Origin of the sequence: Halorussus amylolyticus, from assembly GCF_004143485.2 — an archaeon.
Classification (GTDB): Archaea; Halobacteriota; Halobacteria; order Halobacteriales; family Haladaptataceae; genus Halorussus; species Halorussus amylolyticus.
This window is the reverse complement of sequence record NZ_ML974139.1, coordinates 47,992-69,383: the sequence shown is the minus strand read 5'-3', so window position 1 is coordinate 69,383 and position 21,392 is coordinate 47,992. Positions and strand designations below refer to the sequence as shown.

General features: G+C 62.7%; 19 protein-coding genes and 1 pseudogene. 10 read left to right on the top strand and 10 right to left on the bottom strand.

From position 1 onward, the window contains the following. Positions 1-42 precede the first annotated feature (42 nt). Positions 43-711 (top strand): Rieske (2Fe-2S) protein, encoded by a 669-nt coding sequence (locus EKH81_RS15650; protein ID WP_132060072.1) that lies wholly within the window; start codon positions 43-45, stop codon positions 709-711. 26 nt (positions 712-737) lie between these two features. Here the strand turns inward: EKH81_RS15650 and EKH81_RS15645 are convergent, their stop codons facing one another. Further along, positions 738-1,649 carry a DpnII family type II restriction endonuclease gene (locus EKH81_RS15645; protein ID WP_132060070.1) on the bottom strand — a complete coding sequence of 304 codons (912 nt, stop codon included), beginning with the start codon at positions 1,647-1,649 and terminating at the stop codon, positions 738-740. 151 nt (positions 1,650-1,800) lie between these two features. On the opposite strand from EKH81_RS15645, the gene EKH81_RS15640 reads away from it, so the two are divergent. Continuing rightward, complete coding sequence (locus tag EKH81_RS15640) at positions 1,801-5,991, top strand: Eco57I restriction-modification methylase domain-containing protein (protein WP_132060068.1); 4,191 nt, start codon at positions 1,801-1,803, stop codon at positions 5,989-5,991. Here EKH81_RS15640 and EKH81_RS15635 read toward each other — a convergent pair whose 3' ends face one another. Next, entirely contained in the window at positions 5,992-6,258 is a 267-nt protein-coding gene (locus tag EKH81_RS15635; RefSeq protein WP_202935171.1) for a winged-helix domain-containing protein, read from the bottom strand. 336 nt (positions 6,259-6,594) lie between these two features. Here EKH81_RS15635 and EKH81_RS15630 point away from each other — a divergent pair, with 336 nt between their 5' ends. Next, entirely contained in the window at positions 6,595-6,909 is a 315-nt protein-coding gene (locus tag EKH81_RS15630) for a hypothetical protein (protein WP_132060064.1), read from the top strand. Between the two features lie 38 nt (positions 6,910-6,947). Here EKH81_RS15630 and EKH81_RS15625 read toward each other — a convergent pair whose 3' ends face one another. Next, entirely contained in the window at positions 6,948-8,561 is a 1,614-nt protein-coding gene (locus EKH81_RS15625) for a SufS family cysteine desulfurase (protein ID WP_132060062.1), read from the bottom strand. A 163-nt stretch (positions 8,562-8,724) separates the two neighbouring features. On the opposite strand from EKH81_RS15625, the gene EKH81_RS15620 reads away from it, so the two are divergent. Further along, on the top strand, positions 8,725-9,138 hold the full coding sequence (locus tag EKH81_RS15620) for a hypothetical protein (RefSeq protein ID WP_132060060.1): 414 nt from the start codon (positions 8,725-8,727) through the stop codon (positions 9,136-9,138). A gap of 118 nt (positions 9,139-9,256) precedes the next feature. Here the strand turns inward: EKH81_RS15620 and EKH81_RS15615 are convergent, their stop codons facing one another. Beyond that, complete coding sequence (locus EKH81_RS15615; protein ID WP_162224651.1) at positions 9,257-10,381, bottom strand: putative sulfate/molybdate transporter; 1,125 nt, start codon at positions 10,379-10,381, stop codon at positions 9,257-9,259. A 165-nt stretch (positions 10,382-10,546) separates the two neighbouring features. Between EKH81_RS15615 and EKH81_RS15610 the strand changes: the two genes are divergently transcribed. Continuing rightward, complete coding sequence (locus EKH81_RS15610; protein ID WP_132060055.1) at positions 10,547-11,332, top strand: SDR family NAD(P)-dependent oxidoreductase; 786 nt, start codon at positions 10,547-10,549, stop codon at positions 11,330-11,332. A 22-nt stretch (positions 11,333-11,354) separates the two neighbouring features. Here the strand turns inward: EKH81_RS15610 and EKH81_RS15605 are convergent, their stop codons facing one another. After that, positions 11,355-12,059, bottom strand: coding sequence for an SDR family oxidoreductase (locus EKH81_RS15605; RefSeq protein ID WP_132060053.1), 705 nt, complete (start codon positions 12,057-12,059; stop codon positions 11,355-11,357). 202 nt (positions 12,060-12,261) lie between these two features. On the opposite strand from EKH81_RS15605, the gene EKH81_RS15600 reads away from it, so the two are divergent. Continuing rightward, the gene (locus EKH81_RS15600) at positions 12,262-13,266 is read left to right on the top strand and encodes a TIGR04024 family LLM class F420-dependent oxidoreductase (protein WP_132060051.1); all 1,005 of its coding nucleotides are present in this window, start codon (positions 12,262-12,264) and stop codon (positions 13,264-13,266) included. A 54-nt stretch (positions 13,267-13,320) separates the two neighbouring features. Next, a pseudogene (locus EKH81_RS15595) lies at positions 13,321-13,503 on the top strand (HVO_2922 family protein); the annotation flags it as partial. A 30-nt stretch (positions 13,504-13,533) separates the two neighbouring features. Here EKH81_RS15595 and EKH81_RS15590 read toward each other — a convergent pair. Next, on the bottom strand, positions 13,534-13,728 hold the full coding sequence (locus EKH81_RS15590) for a hypothetical protein (RefSeq protein ID WP_132060047.1): 195 nt from the start codon (positions 13,726-13,728) through the stop codon (positions 13,534-13,536). Positions 13,729-14,174: 446 nt separating this feature from the next. On the opposite strand from EKH81_RS15590, the gene EKH81_RS19785 reads away from it, so the two are divergent. Beyond that, entirely contained in the window at positions 14,175-14,303 is a 129-nt protein-coding gene (locus EKH81_RS19785) for a hypothetical protein (protein WP_274380513.1), read from the top strand. Positions 14,304-14,370: 67 nt separating this feature from the next. Here EKH81_RS19785 and EKH81_RS15585 read toward each other — a convergent pair whose 3' ends face one another. Together EKH81_RS15585 and EKH81_RS15580 are read right to left on the bottom strand one after the other, a co-directional pair. Beyond that, positions 14,371-15,054, bottom strand: coding sequence for a 6-hydroxymethylpterin diphosphokinase MptE-like protein (locus EKH81_RS15585; protein ID WP_132060045.1), 684 nt, complete (start codon positions 15,052-15,054; stop codon positions 14,371-14,373). 198 nt (positions 15,055-15,252) lie between these two features. Next, complete coding sequence (locus tag EKH81_RS15580; protein WP_132060043.1) at positions 15,253-15,588, bottom strand: hypothetical protein; 336 nt, start codon at positions 15,586-15,588, stop codon at positions 15,253-15,255. A gap of 325 nt (positions 15,589-15,913) precedes the next feature. On the opposite strand from EKH81_RS15580, the gene EKH81_RS15575 reads away from it, so the two are divergent. Continuing rightward, a complete protein-coding gene (locus EKH81_RS15575) occupies positions 15,914-16,126 on the top strand; it encodes a hypothetical protein (protein ID WP_132060041.1) in 213 nt (70 codons plus the stop codon). Between the two features lie 65 nt (positions 16,127-16,191). On the opposite strand, the gene folP is transcribed toward EKH81_RS15575, so the two are convergent. Both folP and EKH81_RS15565 read right to left on the bottom strand, forming a co-directional pair. Further along, entirely contained in the window at positions 16,192-17,352 is a 1,161-nt protein-coding gene (folP, locus tag EKH81_RS15570; RefSeq protein ID WP_132060039.1) for a dihydropteroate synthase, read from the bottom strand. Between the two features lie 70 nt (positions 17,353-17,422). Continuing rightward, entirely contained in the window at positions 17,423-18,748 is a 1,326-nt protein-coding gene (locus EKH81_RS15565; RefSeq protein ID WP_132060037.1) for a hypothetical protein, read from the bottom strand. A gap of 394 nt (positions 18,749-19,142) precedes the next feature. Here EKH81_RS15565 and EKH81_RS15560 point away from each other — a divergent pair, with 394 nt between their 5' ends. Beyond that, a complete protein-coding gene (locus EKH81_RS15560; RefSeq protein WP_162224650.1) occupies positions 19,143-21,284 on the top strand; it encodes an NERD domain-containing protein in 2,142 nt (713 codons plus the stop codon). The last annotated feature ends 108 nt before the right edge of the window (positions 21,285-21,392 follow it).

Below are 21,392 nucleotides of genomic sequence, written 5' to 3'. Positions count from 1 at the left end.
TCTGTAGTCGGGGCTTTTGTCTGCTTCCTGTGATTTTCCAGTGTGGTAGAATTAGTCCGAGAAATCGACGAATTAGGGTTCGATAGCTATCCCGAGCGAGTGGAAGCGATGTTGGTGCAGAACGAGTGGTCGGATCCGCTCAACAGGCTCCGTGTCGGAGTCGTTTTGACGTTCTCCCTCCTCGAAAACCGTGACGAGAAGTACGTCGGGTATCGGGTGGACGAACTGAGTGATGGTTCGTCAGTCTACCTGATTCGACCGGCGTGGCTCAATCAGGGATACGATTTCAAGGTCTGCGTCGAAGGCTGGGACGACTCCGAGAATCCTGCGCCATCGCACGCGGAGATTTATTCGGACCTGTACTGGAAGCGCGAACACGATGGTGAAGTGGCATTCGACGCCATCTGTTCGGCAGTGCAGGAGATACACGAGGGCGCGTCTCCGGACGAGGTGATTGCGGAACACGGGTCGAAATTCGACTTTACGGTCGGGCGAGTGCCCGAAGCCCTACTAAAATCCCTACCGTGGCTGTTCATCGAGCAAGACATTCGGTACTGGAACTACACGGGTCGGAATATGACCATCGAAGCCGTGGACGAACTTCGTACCGGTGTTCCGTTTTCCGACCTCGATTTGGAGCTTCAAGACTTGGCCGAGATCCACGACACTCCCGTGGCAATCCCGAATTGGGAACGAACGCCGACGAACTGAGACGTTCGGGCTTCGAGAAACCGTACCTACACCTCTCGGGTCTCGAAAAACCGTTCCACGTCTTCGGGGAGATGCGTTTCGGCCTGTTCGAGATTGTAGAGGTCGGTGATATCGTCGTAGCTCTGTCGGAGGACGTTAGTCAACGACTTGGCCCACCCCTGCCCGTCGGTGATCCAGACGAACGCGATATCGTCGTTTCGCATTCGCTTGGCGACGTGGTTGTACGACCGCCGGATCTCGGAGGGCTTGCTTCCGCCGACCTTGTAGGCGTTGGCTTCGACCACGAGGCGCAGATCGCCGTCCTCAAAGAGTGCGAAATCGACGGTCTTCTGCTGGCCTGATTCGTCGTTGTACTCGGTGACGTACTCGTCGTCCATCTCGACGGAGTAGCCCGCGTCGTTCAATCGGTCGGCAATCTCACGGATTCGGTCGCCGACGAGATCTTCGAAGCACTCGCCCTGCCGATTCTTTCGGGCGTGGGATTCCATCCCGACGAGCATCCCGCGGAAATGGTCGCGAACGTCGGCGGACTCGTCAACGAGGTACTGAAGGCCGATCTCCTGTAGCGTCTCGGCCAGATCGTGGGCGGTCTGTCTGTCCCCGGCGTCGATGGACCGCTGAATGTCGTAGAACTTCCAGACACCTTCGAGCGCGCTGTACTTGTTGCCTCGCTCGCCGAGCAGTTCGAAGTAAAAGTCGATCCACTTCCGAGTGTCGTCGGCGTGCATCAGCGCGTCGGTCAGGCCCTCCACGAACTCGGATTCGGACACATCTTTGAGGTCGAGAATGGCTTCGATTTGGGGCTCGTACGCTTCGATCTGCTCCTCGATACCCTCCCAGTCGATGAACTCCGAGGAGGGAATTGCCGAGGGGACGATAGTCTTCTGGAACTCCGCTACAAATTGGTCCGTTGGCGGCTGATGGTGGCGGATCGGCATGGCAGAAAAAAGAACAGTCGGTATAAATGAGGCCGTTACATTTGGATTGAATGGAAGTCGTTATTTTGGATCCGCGGGGTTGCCGTGCGATTCAGTGAGGTAGAAATCCATACTTTCATATCAGTTCACAAACGCACACAGAGTAGCAACTATGGGTCGGAAAACCGTCTCCGAGGGTCCGTACTTCAATTCGAATCTGTTCTCCGGATACTATCTCGACAATCGCGTGCAGGACTTAGAGCAGTGGGACTGCGACGACGAGGCCCGCGAGGTGTTCGAGGCGCTTCAGGACCTGTGGGAGAGCGAAGCCCCGCTGGTGGAGACGTACAAGGAGGACTCGCTCATCGACTCGTGGATAGACGAAGTGGTGAGCGAACTCGGATTCGGGACGCTCTCGGAGACGACCCTGCCGAACGGCGGGGGGTACAACGACCGACTGCTGTTCGGTTCGACGGACAAGCGCCGGGCGGCGGCGCTCGAAAAGGCGGACGGCCGCCACGAGGACATGTACAATCACGCGTCGGCCCTGCTCGAAGCCAAGCAGTGGGACGCGGACTTTACGTCGGATTTCAGTGAGGACCGGCGGTATCGGGACGCGTCCCATCAGGTCAAGTACTACCTCGAACGGACGCCCGGGAACCTCCAGTGGGGGATTCTTACGAACGGTCGGAAGTGGCGACTCTACGGGACGAAAGACTACGAGACCCAGACGTACTACGAAATCGACCTGCCCGAACTGCTCGAATCCGGCGACGTGGAGAAATTCAAGTACTTTTACGTGTTCTTCCGGCCGGGGGCGTTTCGCGCGTCGGGCGGGACGACGTTCCTCGACACGGTGTGGAACGAGAGCGAGACCGCGGCCCAGGAACTCGGCGAGGACTTGCAGGACAACGTGTTCACCGCGCTTCGGGTCCTCGGCAAGGGGTTCGTGGAGACGAACGATTTGGCCATCGACCCGGACGACGACGAGCGATTGGACGAACTCAAAGAGCAGTCGCTGGTGTTGCTCTACCGGCTGATGTTCATCCTCTACGCCGAGTCGCGCCACCTCATCGACCCCGAGGACCCCGACAGCCAGCGCAAGTACGAGGAGAACTTCAGCGTGGACGAACTCCGAAACGACGTGCTGGAGACGGTGGGGAGCGCGGGGTCGCGTCGGGCGTTCGAGACGGAGTACAGCGAGTACTCGACCACGATGTGGAGTCGATTGGAGAATCTGTTCTCGCTCATCGACTCGGGCAACGACGACCTCGGGATTCCGGCGTACAACGGCGGCCTGTTCGACGAGGACCAGCACGAATTCCTGACCGAAAACGAGGTCGGCGACAGCTACCTCGCGGAGGTCATTTACCGGCTCTCGACTACCGAAGGTGACGACGGATTCGTGGCGGCCGACTACGCCGACCTCGACACGCGCCACCTCGGGACGATTTACGAGGGCCTGCTCGAACACGACTTCCGCATCGCGCCGACGCAGTACGCCGCGGTCGCGGCCGACGGCGGGCAGGTCTGGAAGGACGCCTCGGAGGTCAGCGTGGCCGAAGCGGTCGAGACCGTCGAGTCGGGGAGCCTCTACGTCGTCAACGACGACGGCGAGCGGAAGGCGACGGGCGCGTACTACACGCCCGACTACGTGGTGACGTACATCGTGGAGGAGACGGTGGACCCCCTCGTGGCGGACATCGACGCCGACCTCGAAGACCGGGGGTTGGAGCGCGGAACGCAGGAGTACGTCTACCGATTCGCGGACGAGGTGTTCGAACTCAAGGTCCTTGACCCCGCGATGGGGAGCGGCCACTTCCTCACGAAGGCGACGGGCTACCTCGCAGAGCAGGTGATGGAGCGCGTCCGCGAAGTCGAGGAGGCGGCGGGCCTGTTCGACGAGCAGGAGATTCGCCGCCGGGTCTCGCGCGAGTGCATCTACGGCGTGGACCTGAACGGCATGGCGGTCGAGCTGGCGAAGCTGTCGATGTGGCTCGAAACGCTCGCGACCGACCAGCCGTTGGCGTTCCTCGACCACCACCTCAAGGCGGGCAATTCGCTCGTCGGGTCGGACATCAGCGAAATCCTCGCAACTGAGGACGCCGGGGACGGCGGCGACGGCGAGGACGGCGGGGTGCAGACGAGCGTGTTCGACTGGATGGAGCAGACCCGAAAGCGCGCGCTCGAACACGTCATGGACCTGATGGAGGACCTGCTCGCAATCGAGAACAAGAACCTCACGGACATCAAGGAGATGGAGGAGACGTACCGCGAAATCCGCGAGGACCCGCTGTTCACCCGCCTGCTGGAGATGGCGTCGGTCCACACCGCGGCGCAGTTCGGTCTCGACGTGCCCGACGACGCCGACGAGCAAATGGCGAAGGCCCTGCGCGACGACTCGTGGGACGAGGTGGCCGAGTCGGATTGGTTCACGAGCGCGCAGGCGATGGCGAACACCGAGCAGTTCTTCCACTGGGAACTGGAGTTCCCCGAAGTGTTCTTCGGCGAGGAGGGGACGCTCTCGGCAGATGCAGGATTCGATGCTGTCGTTGGGAATCCGCCGTATGTAAAAATACAGAATATCCCGAACGATAGTAAGAAAATGTACTCTGTTCTGTACGATGTTGCGGAAAAAAGATATGACCTTTACAGTCTCTTTGTGGAGAAAGGAAATAGTCTCCGTGCTGACCGATTAGGATATATTCTCCCTAACAAATTTTTCGAATCGGATGCTGGCGAACCCCTTCGACAGCATCTCGCAGATTCCAGAAATTTGGAGAAAATCGTTGACTTTGAGCAAGATCAAGTCTTTGAAGGAGTTTCTACCTACACTTGTTTACTGTTTCTTTCGAATCAATCGAAAGGATCTAGTCTGAAGTATGCTACTGCAGAGGCTCATTCGAATGCACTATTAGATATTGACTGGAGTGAGACAAAGATTTCAGGAGGTGAAAAATGGTCACTAATGTCCAAAGAAGAACAGAATATCCTGAACAAAATTGAGGAAACGGGTGATGATTTTGAAGAAATGACAAAACAGATCTTTGTAGGAATACAGACTAGTGCAGATAGCGTTTTTGTTCTTCGAGACTGTGAAGTCTCCGATGGCTTCGTAGAGGGTTATTCAAAAGAGGCAGGTGAGACAGTAAGAGTCGAACAGTCCATAACGGAACCGTATGTCGGAGGTGACAAAATCAGTCGCTATGCTCCTGTAGAAACTGCACACTATCTCATTTACCCGTATTCAAATTCTCCGTCAAATAGTATTCTAGATGAGGGAATATTTGAAGAAAAGCATCCAAAAGCATATGATTACTTGTCAGAACACCGAGAGCAGCTGGAAAACCGTGGCGGAGAAAACCAAGAATTTGAGACGTGGTATGCTCACTGGTGTCCGCGAACCCGGGATAAATTCAATCGAGAAAAGATTCTCATCCCGGAAATTGTGAAAGGTGGAGGAGCAAGCTTTGACTCATCAGGTGATGTGTTCCACTCAACAACAGTTTATAGCCCAATTCTGACTGACGAGCAGATTCAGCACACGAAGACAGTACTTGGAATACTAAACTCCAGCCTTGTTTGGTATTATATTCTATCGACTGGTACTGTTCTCCGAGGGGGGTATTATCGGTATAAAACGGACTATCTCACCCCTCTTTCAATCCCGCTAGAGCAAGATGATTCTGAGATTGAGCCGTTAGTAAATGACTTACTTGAATTTGAGTCGAAGTCCGAGAAACTCAATCTCTCCCTGCTCGACCACCTCGCAATCGACCCGGAAAACAGCGACATCGACGGGCCGACAATCACCGAAATCGGATTCAGCCAACCGCCGACAGGCTCTGCTGGCTCGATTCTCCACGAGACCACGGAAACCCGAACGAAACTCCAAACCGAACAAGCGAAAATCGAGCGCGAAGACGCCAACACCGTCACCATCTACCTCACGGCACGCTACAAGCCGGAAGACGACGAAGAAGACGAACACGAATTGGACACCTACGGCTACACCGAGACAGAGTTCCTGCCCGCGCTCCAAATCACCGACCTGACCGAAACCGAGGCTGACCTCATCGAAGCCTTCGTTCCGGTCGCGGTGGACGAAGCAGGCGGATTCGCCGGATTCCGCGACAACGCGACACAGACGAATTCGCTCATCGACCGACTGAAAAAGCTCACCCTTCCCGACGTGGACGACGTGGAAGACGGCTTGGCGAACTACATCAGGACGAAAGAGCGCGCCGACGAACTCGACGCGAAAATCGAGAAGACCGACGATTTGATAGACCAAATCGTGTACGAACTGTACGGTCTGACCGACGAGGAAATCGAAATCGTCGAGGAAGCGGTGGCGGAGTAGTCAGTTTTCGTCGTCCTGCTCTAATTCGCTCGCGTCCAAATCTCCGGAGAGGTACTGCCGACCCTTCTCAGTCAGTCCGTAGTAGCTTCCTTCCTCGGCCTCATTTTGAATCAGGCCAGCAGATTCGAGTAGCTTCAGTCGGCGTCTGATTGTCGAATACCCCACTTCGAATCCTTCTCGTTCCAAATTGAAATGGAGTGTTCCCGGCGGGAGGGCCATATCCTTCTCGTGAAGATATTCAAGAATAGTGTCGTCATTTCCCGTCATCCACGAGACTCGCGGCCGCATTGACCGTGAGAAGACGAACTACTCGTTTAACAGCGATGATTCCTCAGTTAATGAGCGGAAAAACGCTCTCTCATGGGCGATAATTCAGCAACATTTATTGCACGCCACTGACACACGACAAGTAGGAAGCAAAACGCGGACCTATCGCTCACAGATAGGTCTCGATGAATACAAAACGGACCGGTGTAAGGGCACCGGGTCCGCGGAACGCTTCCACGCAGGACGTAGAAGCATGACACGCTACACACAGACGGGACAAAAAGCTCCCGCCCGATTGCATCGCCACCCGACCGCCGCGCGCCCGGAGGCCTGCGCATGACCGCGCCCGAGGAGACCCCCGACGAGACCATCGTCGCCCGGTTCGAGGACGAGGAGATGGACGCCGTCGATGTCACCGACGAGCGCGGCGAGTGGACCTGCGAGACCGACGACCGGAACGTCGAGGTCACGATTCGCTGGAGCGAGGACTTCTTCACGCACGCCAGCGCCCACGTCGATGGGGAGTTCGTCGCGCTCGACCTCGATTCGGCCGACGACTCGGAGTTCGTCTTCGTGCCCTTCGACAACGACGATTTCGAGTTCGAGGTCACGCTCGCGTGGCCCGACGACGCCGACGTGGACAAGCAGTAGACCGACTCGGTCGCGCCGGGCGGCCCGTCCACCCGACGCTATTTTTCGCTCGCGTCCAGAAACTCCGCCGCGCCCTCGCGGATGACCTGCTCCGGACCGACCACGCAGTCGTGGCGCAGGTCCGGAAATTCGCCGTCGAGCAGGTCCGCGACCACGCCGTCGAGTTCCGCCGCCGTCTCCAGCGTCTCGCCTTCGAGGTACTCGGTCAGCATGCTCGCCACTGCGGTGCTGACCGCGCAACTCCGACTCTCGAATCCGAGGCGCTCGATGGTGCCGTCCGCCGCGATTTCGGCGTGGAACTCACCCTCGTCGCCACACGACGTTTCCTCCGAGTGCTTCGTGAACGAGGGGTTTGCGAGTCCGCTCGCGTTCCGGGGATTCCGGTGGTGGTCGTAGATTCTGTCGTGGTAGCGTTCGGAGAGGTACGTGTCGAGTCGCTCGCGCGCGCCGTCGAGCGCATCGACCAAGCGGTCGATTTCGTCGGTCGTGTTGTAGACGTAGAACGACGCCCGGACCGACCCCGGAATCGCCAGCTTGTCGTGGAGGGGTTGGGTGCAGTGGTCGCCCGCCCGGACCGCGATTCCCCGGTCGTTCAGGAGCGACGAGAGGTCGTGGCCGTGAACTCCGTCGAGGTTGAACGCCACGAGTCCCGACCGCTCGACACCCGCTGGCGGGCCGTAGATTTCCACGTCGTCGCGCTCGCCGAGTCGCGAGAGCGCGTATTGGGCGAGGTCGTTTTCGTGTTCGCGGACCGCGTCCATCCCGATGTCGTCCAGATAGTCGGCGGCCGCCGCGAGCGCGATTCCCTCCGCGATTGGCGGCGTCCCGGCCTCGAACTTCCACGGCAGGCCGTTCCACGACGATTCGGAGAACGTGACGTGGCGAATCATCTCGCCACCGTACAGAAACGGCTCCATCTCCTCCAGCAGGTGGCGCTTGCCGTACAACCCCCCGATGCCGGTCGGCCCGGCCATCTTGTGACCCGAGAACGTGAAGAAGTCGGCGTCCATCTTCTGCACATCGACGGGCCGGGTCGGAGCCGACTGCGCGCCGTCCACCAGCACGTAGGCGTCCTCGTCGTGCGCCAACTCCGCGATTTCCTTGACCGGGTTCACCGTCCCGAGCGTGTTCGAGACGTGGACCACCGACACGACCGCCGTGTCGGGACCGATGACCTCCTTGGCGTGTTCGAGGTCGAGTCGCCCCGACTCGTCCACCCGGATGTAGCGCACCCCGGCCCCGGTCCGTTTTGCGACCTGTTGCCACGTCACGAGCGAGGCGTGGTGTTCCATCTCCGTGAGGACCACCTCGTCGCCCGGTCCGAGTTCGTTCAACCCCAGTCCGTACGCCACGAGATTGATGCTCTCGGTCGTGTTCTTGGTGAACACCATCTCCTCGCGACACTCCGCGCCGACGAACTCGGCGAGTCTATCGTGGGCCTCCTCGTAGGCCACCGACGCCTCGTGACTCAGCGCGTGAATCCCCCGGTGGACGTTCGCGTTGTACCCGCCGTAGAAATCCTCGTACACGTCGTACACCTGTTTGGGCGTCTGCGTCGTCGCCGCGTTGTCGAGGTACACCAACTGCTCGTCGCCCACCCGCCGCTCCAGCACCGGAAAATCGCTCCTGATAGCACTGACTCCCTTGTCCATACACTGACCTGACCGCAGGGTCGCATAAATGTAGTCGATGATTCCACCGCCGCGAGCGGTTCGTAAATCCGTCCCTCGCGCTCGAAGATACGACGACCCGTCCGACTCAGACCCACCGACCCACACCCCCCGAATTAATTGGCTCCGACCCGAATTCCCGGTGATGAAGTCGCCCGAACACGCCGCGCTCGGGGCCGTCACGTCCGGTACGCTCGTCCTCGCGCTCCCCGAAATCGGCGTCCCGCTCGAAGCCCTCGGCCTGTTCGCCTACGGCGTCGTCCTCTCGGTGTTCGTGGACCTCGACCACTTCCTGCTCGCGCGCTACCACGCTGGAGACTGGTCGCACTTCCGACGGTGCGTGACCGACCCCGTGTTCGCGTTCACCCAACAAGAGCAAGTCTTCGACGGCGTTGACACCGACATCCTCGAAACCCACCGCCTGCTGACCCACGCGCTCGTCGGGGCCGGACTCGTCGGCGCGACCGGCCTGCTCTCCCCGGCGTACGCCGTCTTCACCGCGCTCGTCCTCTACGTCCACGTCGTCGCCGACCTCCTCCGGGACGGCGACATCGCCTGATAGGGTCGGTTGGAATTCGTTCTTGGCCTCCATCGGTCGTCGAACTGTTTCTGCCCGATTCACCGGAGAGAGCCTTCGACTCCCGAAAGTAGTTACAACCGACCCTATGGGTCCGCTTTCACCCCCGAATCCGCGAGAGCGCCTCGGAGGCGACCACGCCCGCCACGAACGCGAGGCCGACGTTCGTCACCGCGCCGAGGACGCCGACGCCGATGGCGAGACCGACCGAGTCGGTCCGGAGACCCGCCCGCCCGAGTTCGACCGCGACCAGCACCAACACGACGCCGAGCGCCGCGAGCGGGAAGGCCGCGACCAACTCTGCCGCGCCGAGCGCCGCGCCGACGTACAGGCCGCCGAGAATCAGATTCGACCCCGCGGTCCGCGCGCCGAAGGCGTACTTGCCCGCGACCCCGCCGCTCCCGTGGCACATCGGGAGCGCGCCGAGGGGCACCGCGAGCAGATTCATCGCGCCCATGCTCGTCGAGAGTTCGTCGGGCGACACGTCGGCGTCGTAGAGGTCCGACAGCAGGAGCGTGGCCGCCCCCGCCGCGTGCCCCCGGGCCATCGCCAACTGGGCCGCGGTCGCCGAGAGCGCGTCGGCGGTCGGCGCGAACACCGCGCCAACCGCCGCCTCAGGCCCGACCGCCGTCCCCGGCCCGACCCCCACCGCGAGGTCCGGAACCGAGGGCGTCGGCATCCCAGTCTCCAATCCAGCGAGACCCACGCCGAGCGCGAGGACGGCGAGCGCGCTCGCCCGCGGGTAGCCGACCGCGACGACCGCGAGACCGACCGCCGCGGCCCCGAGCGCGACCCGGGGCGACCCCGCGCCGAGTTCGAGGCCCGTCCGGGCCAACACGAGCGCGACCGCCAACTGCACCCCCCGAATCACGCCGTCGTCGATGCGGTCTCCGAGCGCGCCGAGCGCGCCGAACGCGCCGAATCCGAGCAGGACGACACCCGAAAGCATCCCCGCGACCGCGAGCTCGCCGACCGAGAGCGACCCCGCGATGACCAGCGCCGCGAGCGCCTTCATCGGTTCGACGGAGACGGGCGCGCCGTACCACACCCCCCACACCACCTGAAACGCGCCGAACCACAGCAGGAGAATCGGCAGTTGAAGGTCGGTCAGCGCCGCGACCGCGACCACGACCGGGAGGACCGTCACCGAGTCGCCGACCGCACCCGTGACCTCGCCCGCCGAGAACGAGAACCGTCGCTCCGCGCGTCCGAGCGAGAACTGCATGCCGGGAAACAGGCACGTAACGCCTAAAGGTTTATCGAGAAACCGATTTTCGGAAAATAGCGCGTAATCGTAACCAATTCTCGTTTCTCGGCGGCCGTCCAACTGTCGAGAACTCGTTCGCAGTTCCCCACCGACTTTGTCGTTCGGGCGCGTCGGGGTCTCACGATGGCACATTCGACACACGACCGGTTCTCGGTCGCCGACCGGACCGCAATCGTGACGGGCGCGAGTTCGGGCATCGGGCGCGCAATCGCCGAAGACTTCGCCGCCGACGGCGCGAACGTGGTGGTCTGCTCGCGCGAGCAGGACAACGTGGACCCGGTCGCGGAGGGAATTCGGGACGGAGACGGCGGCGGCGACGCTCTCGCCGTCGAGTGCGACGTGACCGACCGCGACGCTGTCGAGGCGCTCGTGGAAGCCACCGTCTCGGAGTTCGGCGGTCTCGACGCGCTGGTCAACAACGCGGGCGCGAGCTTCGTCGCGAACTTCGAGGACATCTCGCCGAACGGGTGGCAGAAGATTCTCGACATCAATCTCACGGGCACCTACAACTGCACGCAGGCCGCGGCCGAACACCTCGCGGACGGCGGCGGGACCGTCCTCAACGTCGCCAGCGTGGCGGGCCAGCAGGGCGCACCCTACATGAGCCACTACGGCGCGGCCAAGGCCGCGGTCGTGAACCTCACGCGCTCGCTCGCCTACGAGTGGGCGAGTGATGGAGTCAGGGTCAACTGCATCGCGCCGGGGTTCGTCGCCACGCCCGGACTGGAGAGCCAGATGGGAATCTCGGCCGACGATGTCGAGCGCGAGGACGTCGAGCGCCGGGTCGGCGTCAGCGAGGAAATCGCGGACGTGGCGCGATTCCTCGTCAGTCCGGCGTCGTCGTTCGTCGTGGGCGAGACCGTGACCGCGGCGGGCGTCCCCGACGTGATGGAGTCGCCCGACGTGTGAGCCGCGATTCGGCGGCGTAGCGTTACAGAGACGCCGTGAGGCCGCCATCGACCCGGATGTTCTGTCCGGTGATGTAGCTCGAATCGGGCGAGAGGAGATATGCGACCGCGTCCGCAATCTCCTCGGTTTCCGCCGGACGCCCCATCGGAATCTGCTCTCGCGATTCCTCGTCTACGTCCCAACTGTCGGCGAATCCGGGCTGGACCGTGTTCATCCGGATTCCGCTCGCGGCGTATCGGTCGGCGTAGAGCTTGGTGAAACTCCCGAGCCCGGCCCGAACGACCGACGAGACCGGGAAGTCGCTCGACGGTTCGAACGCCGAGAACGAGGAGATGTTCACGAACGACCCGCTGGCCTGTTCTTCCATGATGGGCGTGACGAGCCGAGCCATCCGGACGGTGTTCATCAGCGCGAGGTCTATCCCCTCGTACCACTCCTCGTCGGTGATTTCGAGCAGGTCGCCGGACGGCGGGTGGCCCGTGTTGTTGACCACGGCGTCGATACGCCCGTAGCGTTCGTCCGTCGCCTCGACGATTGCCGCCAAGTCGTCGGGGTCGGTCACCGAACCTTCGAACCCGTCTCCGCCGAGGTCGTTCGCCACCCCGACGGCGCTCCCCGACGGAGACAACAGGACCGGCACGTATCCGTCCTCGTTCAGTTTCCTGGCGCAGGCCTCCCCGATACCGCTTCCCGCCGCTGTCACGATTGCAACTTTCTGACCGGCCATGAACCCACTCCTCGGTTGTCGCATATAAACGCTCCCTTGGCGCACCCTCCGGGCATTCGTCTCCGTTCGCGGCGTTCCGCCGGGTCTTCGCCGGTTCTCGTCCCCGTCGCCCGTCGCTCCGGAACCCCCCGCCGAATCAACTCCGTTCCTCACACCCGGAGTTGACAGGGGAACTATGGTGCGGGCGTCCGACGGTTCACTCATGACCGACCGAACCGTCCACCTGCCCGTGGCCGCACAGCCGACCGTTGCGGACATCGTAGGCTTCGCACAGCGCGCCGAGGACCGCGGCTATCGCCGCGTCTGGCTCCCCGAGACGTGGGGCCGGGACGCCGTGACCGTCCTCTCGGCCATCGCCGAGCGAACCGACGACATCGGCATCGGGCCGTCGATACTCAACGTCTACTCGCGCTCTCCGGCGCTCGTGGGCCAGACCGCCGCGACCCTCGACGAGCTTTCGGGCGGGCGGATGCGCCTCGGCATCGGACCCTCCGGCCCGGCCGTGATTCAGGGGTGGCACGGCGCGGACTTCGAGCGCCCGCTCCGGCGGACCCGCGAGTACATCGACATCGTGCGCGCGGTCTGCTCGGGCGAGACCGTCGACTACGACGGCGACATCTTCACCCTCGGGGGGTTTCGCCTGCGATGTGACCCGCCCGAGACGCCGGTTCCCATCGACGCCGCCGGAATGGGACCCAAATCGGTCGAACTCGCCGGGCGCTTCGCCGACGGGTGGCACGCGCTGATGCTCACGCCCGACGGCCTCCGCGACCGGATGGCTGACCTCCGCAGAGGCGCGGAGTTGGGCGACCGGGACCCCGACGACGTGCGAGTCACGCTCTCGACGACGTGCTGCGTCTCGGAGGACGGCGAGCGCGCCCGCGAACTCGCGCGCCAGCACCTCTCGTTCTACGTCGGTGCTATGGGCACCTTCTACCGGGACGCGCTCGCCCGGCAGGGCTACGAGGACACCGCCCACGAAATCGCGGCGGCGTGGGGCAACGGCGACCAAGACGCCGCGCTCGCGGCCATCGACGACGACCTGCTCGCCGACCTCGGCGCGGTCGGCACGCCCGAGGAGGCCCGCGAATCGCTCTCGAAGTTCGAGGCAATCGAGGGCGTTGACAGGGTGGCGGTGTCGTTCCCGAGAGGGGCCGAGACGAGCGAAATCGAGGCGACAATCGACGCGCTCGCGCCCGACGCCTGATTCGCCCCAACGCTTTTTTCGCCCGGATGAGGACACTCACCCGGAGACATTATGAGCAAAGCTACGTTCGAACTGTACACCGACAAGAGCGACCAGTGGCGCTGGCGACTCCGCCACGACAACGGCAACATCGTCGCGGACTCGGGCGAGGGCTACGCCTCGAAACAGAAGGCCCGGCAGGGCATCGAGAGCGTGAAGTCGAACGCGGCCGACGCCGAGGTCGAAGTCGCAGACTGAAATCGAAACCGAGACCGATTCGCCGTCGGTTCACCGAAGTCGCCGGACCAACCGCACGAGCAGCGACGTCGCGGTTCCGAGGCCCGGAATCCGCGACGACAGCGCGGCCGCGCCCACGAGCAGAACGGCGCTTTTCGGTCGTCCGCGGGCGAACGCGAGCGCGGCGTCCACCAGCGTCGAGACGATACTCAGCTTGTTCGCGGACTTCGAATCGAAGTTTGCCATCGTAGAAGACGATGGCTCCACGCGCAAATGCCACGCCCCTGAATCGGCAAGTAGTCCGTCGTCGGTCGGAGTGCCGTTTCGTGAGTCGGAGCCGTTCGCGTACCGTCGAGCGATTCGGAGCGGGCACCTAAGGGAGCAGAAGATACTTGTCAATCAGGAGGCTGTCTGGAGCTGTGTCGCTGACCTACTCTCGAAGGGGCTTACTCCGCCTCTGTGGGAGCGCCCTGGGTCTCGGAACGGCAGGCTGTCTCGTGGACCCGCGGGACAAACCGTTACCACCGTCCGAACTGTCGAGCACGGAGGCCAAAGACCGCGCGATTTCCGCCGAAGATGCATTCCTCACCGAGCGACTCCGAGACGCGTCCTGTCTCTCGAACTGGGGGACGTCGCCGAACTCGCCGTCGACGCAGACGCGATTCATCGAGCGAACCGCCGAGGGGGTGCGCGTGGAGGTCACGCTCGCGTACGGGTATTCGAAGGGGGAAACGGACGTAGACGGAGCATCGACCGCGGTCTACGTCGTGAAAAAGGAGGGTACCGAACGCGTTCGCGGTGACGACGTGTCCCCCTGTTGAAGTCGGACCGTCTCGAGGAACGCTACCGAGTTACACCCGTCGGACGAACAACGAGACCGCGCTACCACTACACGAATCCGGTGGTGTCGATTGCCTCCCGACGACCGTCCAGCACCGCGAACTCCTCGTCGCGCCGAATCTCCAGCCACCGGAGCAGGCGCTCGGCCCACCGGAGCTTTCTCGCCTTCTCCGGACCCACCGCGGGGTCGTCGAAGTCCCAGCCGACGAACGCCAACTCGGCGGCCCCGAGGTGGTCGGCGAGGAACGCCGCCCGGTCGCCGTCGGTGAAGCCCCCGAAGTTCCGGACGTGCCGGAGTGGCTCGGCCTGCGTGGTCGGCAGGACGGCCTCGGCGTCGAATCTCGGAATCCACTCGCGAACCGCCGGGACGTTGTCGCCGTGTGCGTGGGCCGCGACCGGCGTCCCTCTCTCGGTGAGTTCGCGGGCGGTCTCGGGGTTCTTATCGAGGTCGGTCACCATGCAGTCCACCGCGATTCCGGCGTCGAGGAGCGCGTCGGCCGCGGTCGAGGCCGCGACCACCGCGTCGGCCGAACGCGCTCGGTCGAGTTCGTCGGCGAGCGAGGGACCCGCGCCCGCGATTGCGACCCGCGACCCCGCCCAGTCGAACCGGTTGAGGTCGAACGGGCCGGTGAGGTCGGCGAGTACGTCTCGCGCGCGCTCGTCGCCCGCGGGGTCGTACCCGAAGTCGTCGAGTATCCGTCGATAGATGGGTCTCCACGTTTCGTAGTTCATAGTCGATAATCGTCCGAGCCGGAAGTTCGTCTGCAAGTACCCCTACCCGCGGACGCCCTTCCGGCTTCCCACCGGGAGTTGTTCGTCCCCCGGTATAAGTTTTCTCTTACCGTTCCGTCTCGTTGACAGCAGTGACGACGGCTTCGAGACGTTCGAAATCGACGGTTTCGAGAGCTGAAAGGCTACAAATCGACGCTCTCAGGCATCGTGCCCTTCGCAATCGAAGCCGTTCACTTGTGTCAACGAGATGTCGAGGTAGTCTGCGAACACCTCGTAGGGGACGTGGTGGAGCGCGCCCTGATACGGTTCGATGTCGTCTACGAGGAAGAGCACGTCCTCCTCGACGACCGTCTGGAGCGCGGTGTGAGCGTTGCGGAACGCTTCGATATCCGTCGCGGTCACGGTACCACCGTCTCGAAGCGTCACGGCAATTCGGCGCGTGGCGGCTTCGAGGTCATCGAGCTGGTCGAGAATGTACAGCCACACGATTTTCCGAGCTAGTCGCTCCCATTCGTCGTTGTCTTCGAGATGCATCAAGACCACCTGCCGTCGCCGTACTTTTTGAATTCGGCTGTAAGACCGTTAGTAGTCACTTGCTTGTCTGTCCTACCGGGGCTTTCTTGTCTCGGCGTCGATTTGGTTGTCATGGGTTCTTGACTCGCTTGGGAACCCGGCCCGCGTGTCTTCAGCACGCGGGCGTTTCCTGCAATGGTTACGCGCCGTAGGGCCGGGGTTCCACACGACATTACTATTTGTAGTCACTTATGGATTACTGTAAACAGTAACTTCTTCCCACTACAGTAGAGCATGACTACGAACAGTAACAGAGATTATTACAGAAGGTATCCAATAGCACCGCATGGTTGACGACCAGTATCGGGGACTCCTCACCGAACGGGAGCGTGAAATCATTGTGGGTGACGCGAATGTCTCGGACAACTACCGGTACCGAGTCGTGAGTCGTGTTCGCACGAAAATCGAAAATGTGGGCGAAGATGTCGAAATTCTATCCGAGAATCGAGACGACCTGCTCGCGGAGCTACGCGATGCAGTCTGCAGCGAAGAGGACTGAATCCTCCGTTCGATATTCCTCGTCCATTCCCGTTCACCTCAGCGACGTATCCATCAGAACAGGGATTAGCGCCCTCCAACAGCGTCAAGGATTGCTTCGAGACGTTCGAAATCGACGCTCTCGGCCCCAGATGCGTTCCGGTTCTCCGCCACGAGCGTTCGCAGGCGCGCGAGTGCGGCGGGCGACCCGGCGAGCAGACTCCCCGAATCGCCGGGCGCGAAGACGACCCCGGCGTCGGTGGCGACCGCCCGGAACGTCTCGCGCTCGCGCTCAGAGAGGCCCGAGAGTTCGAAGACACGGGCCGTCGCTTCGTCGGCCGCCGTCTCGTCCGCTCCGAGGCGGGCGAGGTGGCGGGCGGCCTCCCCGGTCGTGGTCACGTCGAGTTCCTCGACGCCGAGGTCGTCGCTTCGCACGCGGTCGCGGGCGAACGCCGACCCGATTTCGGCGGCGTCGGCGGTCTCGGCAACGTCGTGGGTCCGAATCACGTGCGCGCCGCGCTCGACCGCCATCGCGGTGGCGGCGAGCGAGACGGGCAACGCCTCCTCGGTACTTCTGCCCGCGAGGTCCCGGAGGAAGTTCTTCCGATTGATGGAGACCAGAATCGGCTGGCCGAGGCCCCGGAACTCCCGGAGTCGTCGGAACGTCTCGCGGTCGTCTTCGAGGGTCTTCGCTTCTGACCACCCGCCGAACGCGGGGTCAACGATGGTCTTGTCGGTGAGTCCGCCGCGTTCGAGCGCGGCGTAGATGTCGTCCACCTCCTCGATTGCGCCCGGCCGGTTCAGGTCGGGCGGACTCGCCATCTTGACGACCGCGGCGTCGTGGGCCGCACAGACTTCGGGCATCTCGGAGTCGGCGAAGCCACAGATGTCGTTCACCATGTCGAACCCCCGCGAGAGCGCCTCGTCTGCGACCTCGGCGTACCGCGTTTCGATGGAAAAGATGGCATCGCCCGACACGCTCTCGATGGCTTCGACCGCGGTGTCGAGGCGGTCGAGTTCCTGCTCGGCCGAGAGAACTTCGAACCGCTTGTTCGCGGATTCGAGACCGACGTCCACGATGTCCGCGCCCTCCGAGACGAGTTCGGAATCGACGTACTCGGCCGCCTCCCCCGGGTCGTCGTAGACGCTGGGGTCGTAGGGCGACTCCTCGCTGACGTTGAGGACGCCCATGATTCGCGGCGGGTGGTCGTCGCCGATACCGAGTCCCGCGGCGGTGACGTTCTGCATAGGAGAGAGGGATAGGAGAGAGGACAAAAAGACCATGATTCCATGCCGGAAACGGCAGGTTCGCGCTCCTCTATGTTTCGGCGCGCCGCGCGAGTGCGAGTGCGAGGATGACCGCGACGAGCGTCGCAGTGGCGGTGAATCCGGGTTGTGCCGCTTCGTTGCTGTCGTCGGTCTCCCCGGTCTCGTCGACGACCGTTGTTTCGGTAGTGGTCTCGGTTTCGGGTTTGGAAGTTGCGGTCTCGGGCTCGGAAGTTGCGGTTTCGGGCTCGGAGGTTTCCGTTTCTATTGTGGTCGCTTCTGTGGTGGTTGTTTCCGTTGTGGTTGTTTCCGTCGTGGTCGCTTCCGTCGTGGTCGCTTCAGTCGTGGTCGCTTCCGTTGTGGTCTCTTCCGTCGTGGTTGTTTCTGTCGTAGTCGCTTCCGTTGTGGTCTCTTTCGTTGTGGTTGTTTCTGTCGTGATCGCTTCTGTCGTGGTTGTTTCTGTCGTGGTCGGCTCACCCTCGGTCAGGGACACTGACCAGTCCTCAGAGTCGGTCTCAACGCTGTCGCTTTCGACCTTGACGTAGAGAAAGCCTTCCTCATCGATAGTCACGCTCTCGGTGTCCTCGGTTTTGTCCTCACCTTCCACAGAAGACGCCCCGCCCGGCCAGTACAAACTGCCGATGATGTCGTCGCCCTGCGCCTTCTCCAGAGTCGCGGTCACCGTGTCGCCCTTTTCGACGGGCAGCTTCATGTAGTCGGCGTCGTCCCAACTACTTATGGCCCCCTCGTGAGTGCCCATTCCCACCTCGGTGGCGTCCTCCTCTCTGCCGGGCCACTTGTCGACGTCTTCGGTTCGGTCCAAGCTAATTGACCAGCCCTCGGACTCAGTTTTGACGCTGTCACTTTCGAGTTCGACGTAAAGGTACCCGTCTTCCTCGATTGTCGCTTTCGCGGTGTCCTCGGACTTGTCCTCACCTTCAACAGAAGTCGCCCCACCCGGCCAGTACATACCGCCGATGATGTCGTCACCCTGCGCTTTCTCTAAAGTCGTAGTCACCGTGTCTCCCTTCTCAACGGGCAGTTTCATGTAGTCGGTGTCGTCCCAGCTACTTATCGCCCCCTCGTGAGTGCCTGTTCCCACCTCGGTGGCGTCCTCCTCTTTGTCGGGCCACTTGTCGGCGTCCTCGGTTCGGTCCAGGGTAATTGACCAGTCCTCCGGTTCGTTTTCGACGGTGTCACTTTCGAGTTCGACGTAAAGGTACCCGTCTTCCCCGATTGTCGCTTTCGCGGTGTCCTCGGACTTGTCCTCACCTTCCACAGAAGTCGCCCCACCCGGCCAGTACATACCGCCGATGATGTCGTCGCCCTGCGCTTTCTCCAGGGTCACGGTTACCGTGTCACCCTTCTCGACCGGCATCCGCATGTAGTCGGTGTCGTCCGGACTGTCTATCGACCCCTCGTGGGTGCCGGGGCCGACCTCGGTCGCGTCCTCTTCGTTGTCGGGCCACTCGTCGTCGGCAGTCGCGATTCCGACCCCGAACGGCATCGTTCCGACGAGGACGATTCCGACGACGGCTAACGTGAGAACGGTCCTCTTTCTCTCGCTTTCCATATATTATATGGTATATCCCGATCTAATACATATCAAACCACGGATTTCGGCAGTAGTGTCTCCGACCGCAAGCGGACTCTGTTTTACCCCAACCGCTACTGTCGGGGGATGCGTAGGGCCAGAATCGGGTTTCGTGGCGGTCGCGTCGCTCCTACCGAAACCTCAACGTTTAACTGTGCTTTCCACCGCGGACTTTGATATGAAGTTTATCTCGTCCGGGCATCAGGCCGACCACTCGGGCGCGGACGCCGAGCGCGAGGTCTGGAAGCGTCTCAAATCCGCGTTCGGTCCAGACGACGTGGGGGTCGCGTACCACCGGTATCCCATCGTGGACCGCACGGCCGGCGAGTTCGACAGGGAGATGGATTTCCTGCTGTTCCTCCGGGACGCGGGCGCGGTCGTCGTGGAGTGCAAGGGGTACCAGATCGACCACGTTCGCGCCATCGAGGGCGACAAGTGGCTCCTCCGGGGCATTTCCCAATCGAGCGCCGCGCCGTACTCCCAAGCTCGCGACCAAGGGTTCAAACTCCTCTCGCACTTCACCAAAGAGCCGTCGCTGATGGACGACCGCGCGAACCACAAGGTGTCGATGAACCCCGTGGTCGCGCTTCCCAACATCTCGCGCGAGGAGTGGGAGGCCCGCGGCTTCCACGAGGGACCGAGTTCGCCCCCGGTCCTGCTCGCGGACGACCTCTCGCCGACCGCGCTCCGCGACCGGATTCGGGAGCTTCCGGGGTCGAAACTCACCAACGGGGAGTACGAGACCGCCCGCGCGGTGCTGAGCGGCGGCCAACCGATAAGCGGCGACCGAAGTCCGAAGCTCAAGGACGGGAGTACGAAGGGCGGACTCTACGAGCGCGTCGAGAAGGGCCTGAACAAACTCGACGAGAAGCAAGAGGAGGTCGGCCTCCAGATACCCGACGGTCCCCAGCAGATTCGGGGCATCGCGGGGTCGGGCAAGACCGTGCTGATGGCGAAGAAGGCCGCCCGGATGCACGCCGCCCATCCCGACTGGGACATCGCGCTCACGTTCCAGACCCGGAGCCTCTACGACACTATCACTGAGAAGGTCCGGCGCTACTACGCCTTCTTCACGTCGGGCGACGCCGAACCCGATTGGGACAGATTCCACGTCCTCCACGGGTGGGGCGGCAAGCAGCGTCACGGCCTCTACTACCGCATCGCACAGGAGGCCGGGGTCACGCCCCGAACGTACTACGACGCCAAGGGGAAATTCGACGAGACCGACGGGAACCTCCTCCACTCGTGCTGTCTCGAAGTGCTCGAATCCGGCACGGTACAGGAGTCCTACGACGCGATTCTGATAGACGAGGCGCAGGACTTCGACCCCGGGTTCTACAAACTGTGTCGCGCCGCGCTCCGCCCGCCGAAGCGTCTCGTCTGGGCGTACGACGAGGCGCAGAACCTCCAGACGCTGACCGCGCCGAGTCCGACCAACGTGTTCGGCACCGACGAGGCGGGCGACCCGGTGGTGGACCTGAGCGGCGCGTACGAGGGCGGCGTCCAGAAGAGCCGAATCATGCGGAAGGCGTACCGAACGCCCCGGTCGGTCCTGATGCTCGCCCACGTTCTCGGGATGGGTCTCGTCCGAGACGGCGGTGCGGTCCAAGCCATCACGACGAAAGAGGGGTGGGAGAACGTCGGCTACGAGGTCCGGAGCGGCGACTTCCGGAAGTACGGCGAGCCGGTCGAACTCGCACGGCCCACCGAGCACTCGCCCCACCCGCTCGGCGACGTGGACGCCGCGACTCCGTTCGTCCGGTTCGAGTCGTTCGATGACGAGAACGCCGAAATCGAGTGGGTCGCAGACCAGGTCGCCGCCGACGTTCTCGACCGCGACCTCGCGCCCGAGGACGTGCTGGTGGTCACCCTCGGCGCGTACCACCGGTCCAAGCAGGCGGGCGAGAGCCTCGCCGAGGAACTCGAAGCCCGCGACGTGGACCCGAACCTCGTCTGGGAGGGCAACAAGGACGTGTTCGCCGAACCGGGCGCAGTCACCGTCTCGCGAATCAACCGCGCGAAGGGCAATCAGGCCGCGATGGTGTACGTCCTCGGCGTCGAACACGTCGAAGACGACTCCCGGCGCGCCGACCTCGTCCAGCGCCGAAACGAGGCGTTCGTCGGCGTCACCCGAACCGAGGCGTGGTGTACGATGACCGGCGTGGGCGACGAACCCATCTTCGAGGAAATCGAGGACATCGTCCGACAGGTGTCGTGGTTCGACCCCGGCGTGACCTTCCCCGCGCCGCATCCCGACGACCTCGAACGCGAGATGGACGACGGGAGCGAGGCGACCACCATCGACCAGTTCGCAGACTGACCGAGTTCGCCGTCGCGCCGATTGACCGAGTTCGCCGTCGCGGCGGCGGGGGGGGGGGGGGGGGGCGGGGGGGGGGGGGCCCCCCCACCCCCCCCCCCGAGGCGGGTG